We start from the raw sequence: 11,594 nt of genomic DNA, 5'->3' as shown, positions 1-11,594 counted from the left end.
TAAAGACTCGAACACTTTTTTCAGGAGTTACATAATGTTTGTTGTGATCTTTGGCCGTCCAGGCTGCCCATACTGTGTTAGAGCAGTGCAATTATCAGAACAGCTTGTTGAGGCACGCGACGACTTTAAGTTTAAGTATGTTGATATTCATGCCGAAGGGATCAGTAAAGCAGATCTAGAAAAGACTGTCGGCAAGCCAGTTGAAACTGTGCCGCAAATCTTTGTTGATAAAGAACATGTTGGCGGTTGCACTGAGTTTGAACAATACGTACGTGACAACAACTTGTTGTAATCCCCACGCTTAAACAACAAAAAAGGAGGCAATATGCCTCCTTTTTTTATCGCTACTATCTACAGTACATACTTTACTGAAAACATTAGACGATTTAGCTCGCCTTTATATCCGTCTTGCTTGGTGTTTTCCGCATACATATATTCTGCACCAATGGTCATTGGTTTAATGGGTGAATAAAGTAAGTTGATATAACCAGAATAAGACTCTTTGTTGACACTACCACCAGTTAAACTTTCGTCATTGTCAGCTGTAAACGCTGATAATGTGAAGCTTGAGCGCCACTTATCGTTCCACCAATGGCGATAAGAGACAAAGCCGCCGTAAGAGCTAATGGTTTTAATGTCACCATCAGCATCAAGCACACCCGCATTGGCGTAGTTAAGCGCCATATAACGCCCCATACCATCACCCGCAGTCGCTGATAACTTAATGTCATCATCTCCTACAGGAATAACACCGGTGAAGCTCACACCGTACCCCATGGTTTGTGAATCATAGCCACTCTTCTCAACATTAAGCTGACGAGCTAGGCCCGCAACCGTAAACTTAGCGCCGCCCTCGGTCTTGAAGTTATAGCGGGCGACAAAGTCAGGTACCATACCTGCTCCACTGACCAAGCGACCTGTGCCACCTTCTTCATCAAGCGGAGTATTAACCGTTGTTTCTGGATTTTCTATCGCAAACTGAAAACCACCATTGGTATATCGGATCATTGCTTGGCGGACAAAAGGTGTACCTTCAGCAGCACCAACAAAATCTAAGTTTTCAGGCAGTGCACCTGGATTTTGGAAAGTGGTCCAAGTTTGACCCACTGTCCAGTTATCATAACTCACAAAAGCGTGACGAATACGCGGTGAATAGCTGTTCGATACACGCTCATTACCGTCGGTATGGGTCATAAAATCGAGTTCAATAAAACCGGTTAGCTTATGGCCATCAAAATCTGATACGGTTTTAAAATTAAAACGCGACTCTCGAGCTTGAAAATCAACTACCTGCTCGCCATTTCCTGGAGTCCCGTATATTGTGCCTGGCACATAGAATTGGCGAGACAGTGAACCAGAGTCCGGTGCACCATTGGAATAATCACTAAACATCACGTCTGTTTTGACATACCCGCCAAAGGTAAAATCTGTTTCTGCAGCTTGGGCGCTTGTTCCCAAACCCATCAGCGTTGCCATTGCTATAGCACTTGCCTTGTAGTTGTTCATTAACCTCTCCCTCGTCATTTATTTTATTATCGAAATTAATATGACCGAGTTAACAAGCAAACAACATTAGCAAAACGTCTATGAGACAAAGGTATAACAGTTTAATCTAAAGTTTTTGCTATGGTGAGCAGCGAACTTCACTGACAACACCCGCAAGATTAATAGTAATGAAATTCCAAAACTTGCGGTTCGAACCTAAAACAAATGACCAATTACAACCAACTGGCTAATGCGGTTTAAAGCGACTGAGCTAACGACTTAGAATTTAAGATCTAGATAATAGGAAATGGTAACGCAGGAAAAGTGGTGGGTCATGAAGGATTCGAACCAAAAACAAATGACCAATTAAAACCAACTGGCTAACGCGGTTTAAAGCGACTGAGCTAACGACTTAGCACTTAAAGAAAGGGAAAATGCTACCGCAAGGAAAGTGGTGGGTCGTGAAGGATTCGAACTTAAAACAAATGACCAATTAAAACCAACTGGCTATTGCAGTTTAAAGCGACTGAGCTAACGACTTAGGACTTAAAGAAAGAGAAAATGCTACCGCAAGGAAAGTGGTGGGTCGTGAAGGATTCGAACCTAAAACAAATGACCAATTAAAACCAACTGGCTAACGCGGTTTAAAGCGACTGAGCTAACGACTTAGGATTTAAAGAAAGGGAAAATGCTACCGCAAGGAAAGTGGTGGGTCGTGAAGGATTCGAACCTTCGACCAATTGGTTAAAAGCCAACTGCTCTACCGACTGAGCTAACGACCCATCTGGTTTCTAGTTATTTAACCACTCTAGAAAAAGTGGTGGGTCGTGAAGGATTCGAACCTTCGACCAATTGGTTAAAAGCCAACTGCTCTACCGACTGAGCTAACGACCCATTACTGCCACTAAATAGACTCTATTTAGTCCCTCAGGCGACTCTGCCGCTCTGAGGGCGCCTATAATACCTTTTTCATCTTCTCATGCAACCCCAAATTCCCCATTTTTTGTCATTTGCATGAAAAACAATCTAAGAGTATGTTTTTTAGTTGAATAGCGGTTACAGAGCAGCCAACTGCTGCTTCGCGATTCGCGCAGCAGCGCTAGCCGGGTACTCTTTAACCACTCGCTGGTAAAAGCCCTTAGCACCTGGCACATCAGCTGTTTTTTCAGCGATCATCCCCAGTTTGACTAAACTGTCACCGCGTTTATTCGAATCTTTATATTGATCAACAACGGTACTAAATGCAGTAGTCGCTTCAGAGAAGTCTCCCTTATTATAGAGCAACTGACCCAACCAGTAGTTTGCATTAGCAGCATAAGTCGAATCTGGGTAGCTTTTAATGAAATTACTGAAGGCAGGAATCGCTTCATCATACTTGCGCTCTTTCAGTACTAAGTTCACCGCCTGCTCATAGCTTGCGGTTTCACCTAAACTAGAACTAGTAGCAGCTTGACTCGTACTCGTTGTAGAAGTTACCGCAGCAACAGCACTTGAACCTTGATTAGACGATAAGTTAGCTATCTCATCGTACAATTGACGTTGACGCTGCAACATTTGCTCAATTTGATAGGCTTGCTGTTCATTCAACCCGCGTAAATCAAGCACCTCTTGTTGCAAGGTGTCTAATCGCTGCTGAGTTTGAAAATCAACTTGCTGACGCGCCTTAAGCATACGCTCTAAACGTTCAACTCGATCATCATAAGATCCACCAGCAATGTCTTCAACAGGAGCCGGAGCTGCAAACACAGACCCCGAACAAAAGATCATTACCGCTGTCAGTACGGCTTTCTTCATAATTAATCCTAAATAGAAAGAATTAGTAAACTAGAACTGCACGACGGTTTTTAGCAAAACCATCATCTGTGCGGCTAATATCAAGTGGCTTCTCTTCACCGTAGCTAACAATGCTCATCTGGCTTGGTAATACACCCATGCCTTGCAAGTACTTAGATACCGCTTTTGCACGACGTTCGCCAAGGGCGATATTGTATTCTGGTGTACCACGCTCATCGGCATGGCCTTCAATCATAACGCGAACATTCGGATGCTCGACCAAGTATTCACCATGGGCATTAAGCACTTCTGAGAACTGGGCAGATACTGAGCTACGATCAAAATCGAAATAGATAATATGTTCTTTACGTAATTCTTGGTTCTTGATCCGTTGTTGCTCAGCTGGCGTTAAAATAGGTGCAACACCACCGGTTTCGACACCTGTGCCAACTGAACCACCAGATGTTTGTTCACTGCCACTTCCTGAAGTCGAGCTAGACGCATCGGTTTCGGTATCAGAAGTTGAGCTACATGCACTAATAGCCATGATAGGTAGTGCAACAGCCATAGCTTTAAACAGCTTTTTGAGATCCATGTTAAAATCCTCAGTATTTTTGTAAGTTATCTATTTAATTATAAAAAAGGTGACCAAGCTGGAGATTTGATCTCACCTTGACCTGCAGGCAGTCGCGCTTTAAATCGTCCGTCCATAGAAACTGCCGCTAATACTTGCTTTCCGTTGTACGTCGTGCCGTAAATAACCATGGTACCGTTAGGCGCAATACTTGGCGATTCATCTAAACGTGTGGATGTCAGTACCTGCATAAAGCGGGTTTCCAAATCCATACGTGCAATATTAAACTTACCGTTGGTACGATTTACAAACACCATACTACGACCATCAGGGGCAATAGAGCCACCTAAATTCCACTCACCCTCAAAGGTTAATCGCGAAATCTTACCTGAAGCCAATGCCACCTGATATATCTGAGGTCTACCACCGCGCTCAGAAGTGAAAATAAGTGATTGACCATCCGGTGCCCACGAGGCCTCAGTATCGATAGCGTAATGGTTTGTCACCCGTTTAAGCGCTTTGGTCGCAATATCGACAACATAAACTTCCGGTTGACCATCTTTAGATAGTGTAACCGCCAACTTTTTACCATCTGGCGAGAAAGTCGGTGCACCATTAATGCCAGAGAAACTGGTTATTTTGCTTCGAGATTGGGTATAGATATCTTGAACAAAAATTTCCGCTTTTTTATTTTCAAAGCTCACATAAGCCAGTTTACGTCCATCAGGTGACCAAGATGGCGACATTAAAGGCTCTGGCGAGCGCAGTAACATTTGCTCGTTGTAACCATCGTAATCAGCAATCATCAATTTATAGGGAGATTTATCGCCGTGATTAACCACCACATAAGCGATTCGCGTTAAAAAGGCGCCACGAATACCAGTCAGTTTTTCATAAACAATATCACTAATACGATGACCATATTGTCTAAACTGCGCAGCAGTAATGACGGTTTCGCGGCTATCGATTAAATACTCTGATGCACTGCTAGGGCCAGAGCCTGATTGCATCTGTGCTTTAACTAGGTCCACCAAATCAAAGTTAACCAAATACTGATCTGGACCATAGGGCTTAACCGAGCCCATCACCACAGCTTCAGCTGCAATGCTTGACCACTGACTAGCTCTAAACTGATCAACACTGCTAATATCACGCTGTGGCAATCCGAGTTCTTCAACAGGCTTAAACGTGCCACTACGAGTTAAATCTGACATTACGACATCAGAAATTTGTGACGGTACGGGCCCAGTACCCTGCCAAACAAACGGAATCACCGCGATAGGCCTTGCAGCGTCTACACCTTCGGTAATCACAATATCTAACGCAGCCTTAACCGGTGCTGTAACCAGCATTAGCGCAACAATGAACCACTTACCCAATGTTTTCATGGGACTCCTCTAATTAAATTCCGGTTGAACGGTTAAATTGATTTCTTTGAGTTTGTTATAAACGTCCGCTTCGCTCGATACTGGCAAGCGCCCGGCTTTGTTTATCGCAGCCTTAGTCGCTCGGCACACGACACTATCACCAGAGATCACTTGGCTACCAGTCACAAAGCCATCTTGCGCTAGGCGAATATTGACTCGGCAACTTTTACCGCGCATCGACTCATCCACGACTAGATTACGCTGAATAGTCGCTCGAATCATGCTGGTATAGCGTTGTACCTCACTCATCACCTGTTTATTGCGAGTCTGAGACAGCGCTGCTTGCTCTGCCGCTAAAGCATCTTGCATCATTTGCTCTTGTTCACGGCGAGCTTGTTCTTCAGCTTTGCGTTTTCGCTCTTCTTCCGCTTTACGCTTACGTTCTTGTTCCGCTTTTCTCGCCGCCTCCTCTTCACGTTTACGCTTTTCGGCGGCTTTAGCTGCGGCCTCTTCTGCGGCTTTCTTTTCAGCTTCTTTTTGTTTACGGGCGGCTTCAGCTGCTGCGGCTTTTTGCTTCTCTTCGTGCTCTCTGAGTTTGGCCGCTTTAGCCGCTGCTGCAGCGTTTTTGGTTTCAATCTCTTTTTGCTTGCGTTCTTGCTCTAGCTTTTTAATCCGCTGCTGTTCACGCTCTCTTGCCTGCGTCGCTTCACGTGCTTGTCGGTCGAGCTCATCTTGACGTGCTTTTTCTTTGCGTTGTTGCTCAAGCTTTTGCTGCTTTAAGCGTTCAACATGCTGCGCGACTTTTTGTTGATCAACCACGACAGCCTGCACCGCCGGCGCACTGCTTGCTTGCGGCGTGGGCATTGGTTCGCTAGAAAAATCCACACCTAAGGCAAGGATCACTATCGCACCTATGTGTACGCCTGCTGAAATACCTAATGGAATCGTAAAACTTGAATTACTCGACACCCGTTACTCCTCAGGCGAATCCGTCATAAGTCCAACCGAAGGCACCCCAGCACCTTGCAAAGTCACCATCAATTGGATCACTCGCTCGTAGGCTATGGCGCGGTCAGCTTTAACGACTACCGGACGCTCTGGCTCTAGTTGGATAATGGCGCCGACTCTAATGGCTATCTCTTCTAAATCCAGAGTTTCACGGGCACTACTACTGCCGACATCTAGATAGTAATCACCCTCGGCATCAATAGATGCCACCACAGGGGGTTTACTGTCCGCAGGCAATGCCTCAGCCTCACCTTGCGGTAGGTCGACTTTTACACCTTGAGTGACAATCGGCGCGGTTACCATAAAGATAATCAACAGTACCAGCATAACATCGATATACGGTACCACGTTGATCTCAGCAACTGGCCGGCGGCGTTTTCGCTGATAACCTTGCTGCATTAGCCTTGTTCCCTTTCGCTATAGGCCTGACGATGTAAAATACTAGAGAACTCTTCCATAAAATTGGCATACGACATTTCAACCTTTTCAACTTGAGTTGAAAAACGGTTGTAAGCAATCACCGCTGGAATCGCAGCAAATAATCCCATCGCAGTCGCAATCAATGCCTCAGCGATACCTGGCGCAACCATGGCTAAAGTGGCATTTTCCACCGCGCCTAAAGCGATAAAAGAGTTCATAATCCCCCATACCGTACCAAACAGACCAATATAAGGACTGGTAGAACCTATGGTGGCCAATAACGGTAAGTGAGTCTCTAACTTTTCCATCTCACGGGACAATGACACCCGCATTGCACGGTAACTGCCATCCATAACGGCATCAGGCACTCGGCCATTGAGCTTACTTAAGCGCGCATACTCTTTAAAGCCAGAGTGAAACATCGCTTCTAAGCCAGTGTTGCTGTCCTGTCTTGCCGACAGTTCTTTATAGAGTTTATTTAGATCAACCCCTGACCAAAATTTGTCTTCAAACTTAAGTGCATTCTCTCTTGCGGTCTTAATTAGCTTTCTGCGTTGTAAAATGACCGCCCATGACACCACTGACAAGCCAAGTAAAGTGAGCATCACTAACTTAACTAAAAGACTGGCCTGTAAAAAAAGCCCGATAAACGAAATGTCAGCTTCCACGATTAAACTCCTGCACTATATTTTGGGGAATGGCTCTAGGCCGCATTCGCGATAGAGCTATACACGCAACTAAGATTTTTCCTTCACAATAAACAAGGCCTTGATCATCAACTAGCTGTTGCTTAAAGGTTAATGATGCCTTCTTTAACTCTATGACCTCGGTACGGACTAAAAGGTTCTGCTCAAATTTGGCTGCCACCTTAAAATCTAACTCTGCATGCTTAACCACAAAGGCAATATCGTCAGCTAATAAGGCTGTCTGCTTAACACCGATATCTCTTAACCATTCTGTGCGTGCACGTTCGAAAAACTTGAGGTAATTGGAGTGATAGACCACACCACCAGCATCCGTATCTTCGTAGTAGACCGAGATGGGCCATTGAAACATAGAGTTGAATACCAATAATAATGAAGAAATTGAGGCCTACTATACCTAGACCGCTAGCAATTGTGAATGCTTCTCAGCTCCTTAGGATCACTATATTCATAAAATTTTGTTAATAAAAAAGAGCAGCAAATGCTGCTCTTTTTTAATTTTTAATCAACACGATGCAACTATTGACCAATTTTGGCAGGAACGCTCAATCCAAAGTTAGTCCATAAGAAGGTGTAGATATCAGCGAATTCATCAATTTTCATTGATGTTGGCTTACCCGCACCATGACCCGCTTTAGACTCAATACGCATAATCACAGGGGCTTTGCCTTTTTGATTATCTTGCAGCAAAGCACCAAACTTAAAGCTGTGAAGTGGCACGACGCGATCATCATGATCAGCGGTCATCACCATTGTCGCTGGGTACTCACGCTGGCTAATGTTGTGGTATGGCGAGTACGCTAACAATGCTGGGAATTGCTCAGCAACATCGGCACTACCATACTCACTGGTCCAAGCCCACCCGATGGTGAACTTATGGAAACGCAACATATCCAATACCCCAACCGCTGGAAGCACGGCAGCAAAAAGCTCTGGACGTTGGGTCAATACAGCGCCCATCAATAGGCCACCATTACTACGCCCGTACGCACCTAACTTGCTTGAGTTAGTGTATTTCTGCTCAATCAAATACTCAGCAGCGGCATAGTAATCATCAAACACGTTTTGCTTTTTATCGAACATACCGGCTTTATGCCAGCTTTCACCGTATTCTGCACCACCGCGAATATTTGGTACCGCATAAATGCCGCCCATATCCATCCATGCAATATTGGCAGGGCTAAATCTTGGTGTCAGTGAAATAGCAAAACCACCATAAGCATAAAGTAATGTTGGATTGTTGCCATTCTTTTCTAAGCCTTTTTTATACGACACCATCATTGGCACGCGAGTACCATCTTTACTGGTATAAAACACCTGCTCAGATACATAGTCATTCGGGTCAAATGAGATATCGGGCTTAGCAAACAAAGTTGATTTACCGGTTTTAAAGTCAAAACGGTAAGTAGTCTGTGGTTGTACGTAACTGTTAAATACGTAGTAAAAATAATCTTTACTGCGTTTACCATAAGGACCGGCCACTTTACCTTTGCCAGGTAAATCGACATCTTGGCGCTTATCGCCATTCATACTAAAGATCGACAGCTTACCTAACACATCATGCAAATAGCTCACAACAAAGTGATCATTAACAATCTCAACATTACTAATAGGGTCGCTACTTTCAGCAATCACCGTCTTCCAGTTATCTTTAGCTGGTTGGTTAACATCAACGGCAATCACTTTGCCATTAGGTGCATCGAGGTCAGTTTTAAAATAGAACACCGACTTGTCATTGCCTAAAAACTGATATTCTGCTTCCAAGTTAATGATGAGCTCAACGACTTCCGCGTCAGCTTCGGTAAGTGATTTATAGAAAAAGCGGTTGCGACTATCGGTACCCTGAGAAATAGAGATTAGCAGGTAGTCGCCTTTCTCTGACACTCCAGCACCAAAGCCCCAGTCTTTGTTTTGCGGGCGCTCATAAACCAAAGTGTCATTAGCTTGCTCGTCACCTAATTTGTGGAAATAAACTTTTTGGTTAAAGTTTACATCCGCCAGCAAGTTGCCACCGGCAGGTGCATCATAGCGAGAGTAATACACCCCGCTATTGTCTGCAGCCCATTCAGCGCGAGAGAACTTAATCCACTTAAGCTCATCACCTAAGGTACGGCCTGATGCCACATCGATAAACTGCCATTGCTGCCAGTCAGAGCCTGACTTAGAGACACCATAAGCAATGGTTTTACCATCATTACTTACTGAAACGCCAGATAACGCTACCGTACCATCACTTGAAAGCTTATTGGGATCGAGTGCAACACGCTCCACCCCATCCTGACCTTTTACATACAGCACGGATTGTGCTTGCAAGCCATCATTACGGTAATAAAAGGTATTGTCACCGTGGTCAAACGGCGCAGATTGCTTTTCGTAGTTCCAAAGCTGGGTTATACGGTCGACAACGGCTTGTTTGTTATCAATTTGCGCAAGGTAAGCGTGACCCGCCTGTTGCTGCTCTTTAACCCACTTGTGCGTCGCATCGCTCTCTTCTTCTAAATAGCGATAAGGATCGTGCACTTCAACGCCATGTAGCGTTTCAACCACACCTGTTGGCGTTACTGCCTGCTCTGCTGGGTTATCGGGATTATTTTGGCAGCCAAACAGGGCAATACTTAGCCCCGCTACCAAAAGTGATTTTTTAGAAAATATGGATTCAAGAACCATGAGTTGCCATCCTGGTGAATATTAACCGCAACGCAGACCGTGCGGTCGTCGCTGAGTTGATTTGTTATGATTTTATTTACTTATCAAGCCGTACTATACAAGCAAAAAAAAACATGGCAATCAGATAAAAATATCTGCTGACACTTCTTTGGCATCTTTGTTGTTAATAAAAACATAACAAACATAAATAAATTAAACTGTAGAAATATGCACAGAATGTGCTTAATGACTCGAAAACCACTTATTTTGGTGCATTCGCTCACATTACCTCACCCGCAACCCATTAGAAAAATTAATGTATAGATGAAATTTTTCTAGCTTGTCGGTCCAGATGGATAACACTATAATTCATCTCGTTTTCAGGAAGTGTCTGCCTAGGCAGATTATGAAAACAAGAACTTTCGACTTATGTGCCTAGCACGTGAGTCACATCCCTGGTTCTTATGCTTGACTTCCTTCCTTCAATTTGTTGATTGCAATGTTTTATTTTGCGGCCCACTTAATGATTAAGTGGGCTTTTTTTTGCCTGAAATTTGTCAATTCAACCCGAGCATTTTGTACGTCAGATACAAAAAAGCCCAACTTAATGTTGGGCTTTACAGATAAACTTAGTGCTACATTGGCTTACTTAACCTAATCACCACGCGTCGATTTCGGCCTCGTTCATCTATGGTGCTGTTTGATGCGACATGTTTGCGCTCGCCATGGCCCTGGGTATAAATACGGTCATCAGGAATGCCCGCTGCCAAGAAAAACTCTTTTACAGATTCTGCACGTTTTTCTGAAACTTTTTTGTTTACTGAGCGGCCGCCGTAACTGTCGGTATAGGCGTCAATGAGTACCAACTCCACATCTGAATCATAAGACAGATACTCTTGTACTTTGGCTATCTGCGCTTTTGAATAGCGGGTTAATTCTGCGCCACCAAATTCATAGGTTAAAACCGTAAAGGCAATATCCTCAAAACTATAGGGCAATAAATTAGCAAGGCAGGCTCTAAACTGGGTGTATTGACGGCTAAAGTTAGCCGCTGATAACCCCACGGCAATCTTGTTTGATTGATTGTACCAATCCGCATAATAAAAAGTCGGCTGCATCCCCTGCTCTAACTCTGCAAGCATCGACCAAGCAGCTTGTTTAGGCACTTCACCACTAAAGTATTTTTGATAGGTCAGCTCAGTAATTTTCTTCGACACAACGCCTGGTCGCCATGCCGGTGCCAAACTCATTAACTTGGCATCTGTCACTGCATCGGGTTTAACCCACATATCCAATGAGAAATTCAAATCATGATCTTTTCCCGCGCGGCTGGTAAACACAGCTTTACCATAAGAGGGGATTTCATGTTCGAGGCGACATACAATGGGGGTATTATCACTAATACGCCAATTTGATTGGTCCAGTGATGCAACATAATGGCGCAACTCTGCTTGAGCCGTCAAAGGCAGACATACTACACAAGCTAGTAACCCTCTTAACCACATATTCCTTGCACTCTTCGTTTATTGCCGTTACTTAACCCTATCGGCACACTTTCCTGAACCTTTAGCCTAAATAATCATCAATCAAACATGACAACCAATTACATCTTAGCTC

At 44.2% G+C, this 11,594-nt stretch carries 11 protein-coding genes and 2 tRNA genes; 1 reads left to right on the top strand and 12 read right to left on the bottom strand.

Annotated elements, in window-relative coordinates:
• The first annotated feature begins 34 nt into the window (after positions 1–34).
• Positions 35–292, top strand: a complete 258-nt coding sequence (locus FLM48_RS08820) for a GrxA family glutaredoxin (RefSeq protein WP_028774650.1) — start codon at positions 35–37, stop codon at positions 290–292.
• Positions 293–351: 59 nt separating this feature from the next.
• Here FLM48_RS08820 and FLM48_RS08815 read toward each other — a convergent pair whose 3' ends face one another.
• The 12 genes from FLM48_RS08815 to FLM48_RS08760 all read right to left on the bottom strand — a co-directional run bounded on the left by FLM48_RS08815 (position 352) and on the right by FLM48_RS08760 (position 11,482).
• Positions 352–1,506, bottom strand: a complete 1,155-nt coding sequence (locus tag FLM48_RS08815; RefSeq protein ID WP_179024386.1) for a DcaP family trimeric outer membrane transporter — start codon at positions 1,504–1,506, stop codon at positions 352–354.
• A 685-nt stretch (positions 1,507–2,191) separates the two neighbouring features.
• Positions 2,192–2,267 (bottom strand) — tRNA-Lys (locus tag FLM48_RS08810).
• A 36-nt stretch (positions 2,268–2,303) separates the two neighbouring features.
• Positions 2,304–2,379 (bottom strand) — tRNA-Lys (locus FLM48_RS08805).
• A gap of 162 nt (positions 2,380–2,541) precedes the next feature.
• Positions 2,542–3,279 (bottom strand): tol-pal system protein YbgF, encoded by a 738-nt coding sequence (gene ybgF, locus FLM48_RS08800; protein ID WP_179024385.1) that lies wholly within the window; start codon positions 3,277–3,279, stop codon positions 2,542–2,544.
• 22 nt (positions 3,280–3,301) lie between these two features.
• A complete protein-coding gene (gene pal, locus FLM48_RS08795; protein ID WP_028774805.1) occupies positions 3,302–3,853 on the bottom strand; it encodes a peptidoglycan-associated lipoprotein Pal in 552 nt (183 codons plus the stop codon).
• Positions 3,854–3,891: 38 nt separating this feature from the next.
• Complete coding sequence (gene tolB / locus FLM48_RS08790) at positions 3,892–5,220, bottom strand: Tol-Pal system beta propeller repeat protein TolB (protein WP_179024384.1); 1,329 nt, start codon at positions 5,218–5,220, stop codon at positions 3,892–3,894.
• Positions 5,221–5,229: 9 nt separating this feature from the next.
• Positions 5,230–6,168 carry a cell envelope integrity protein TolA gene (gene tolA / locus FLM48_RS08785; protein WP_179024383.1) on the bottom strand — a complete coding sequence of 313 codons (939 nt, stop codon included), beginning with the start codon at positions 6,166–6,168 and terminating at the stop codon, positions 5,230–5,232.
• A gap of 3 nt (positions 6,169–6,171) precedes the next feature.
• Positions 6,172–6,606: a protein TolR gene (gene tolR / locus FLM48_RS08780; RefSeq protein WP_028774802.1), complete on the bottom strand. Its 435-nt coding sequence runs from the start codon at positions 6,604–6,606 to the stop codon at positions 6,172–6,174.
• Positions 6,606–7,295 carry a protein TolQ gene (tolQ, locus tag FLM48_RS08775; RefSeq protein WP_028774801.1) on the bottom strand — a complete coding sequence of 230 codons (690 nt, stop codon included), beginning with the start codon at positions 7,293–7,295 and terminating at the stop codon, positions 6,606–6,608. The genes tolR and tolQ overlap by 1 nt, the downstream gene beginning before the upstream one ends.
• Positions 7,285–7,683 (bottom strand): tol-pal system-associated acyl-CoA thioesterase, encoded by a 399-nt coding sequence (gene ybgC / locus FLM48_RS08770; RefSeq protein ID WP_028774800.1) that lies wholly within the window; start codon positions 7,681–7,683, stop codon positions 7,285–7,287. The genes tolQ and ybgC overlap by 11 nt, the downstream gene beginning before the upstream one ends.
• A gap of 167 nt (positions 7,684–7,850) precedes the next feature.
• Positions 7,851–9,998 (bottom strand): prolyl oligopeptidase family protein, encoded by a 2,148-nt coding sequence (locus tag FLM48_RS08765; protein WP_179024382.1) that lies wholly within the window; start codon positions 9,996–9,998, stop codon positions 7,851–7,853.
• Positions 9,999–10,612: 614 nt separating this feature from the next.
• On the bottom strand, positions 10,613–11,482 hold the full coding sequence (locus FLM48_RS08760) for an OmpA family protein (RefSeq protein ID WP_028773785.1): 870 nt from the start codon (positions 11,480–11,482) through the stop codon (positions 10,613–10,615).
• Positions 11,483–11,594: the final 112 nt, after the last annotated feature.

The organism is Shewanella sp. Scap07 (assembly GCF_013394145.1).
In the GTDB taxonomy this organism is placed as follows: domain Bacteria; phylum Pseudomonadota; class Gammaproteobacteria; order Enterobacterales; family Shewanellaceae; genus Shewanella; species Shewanella waksmanii.
This window is presented reverse-complemented; position numbering and strand designations above follow the sequence as displayed.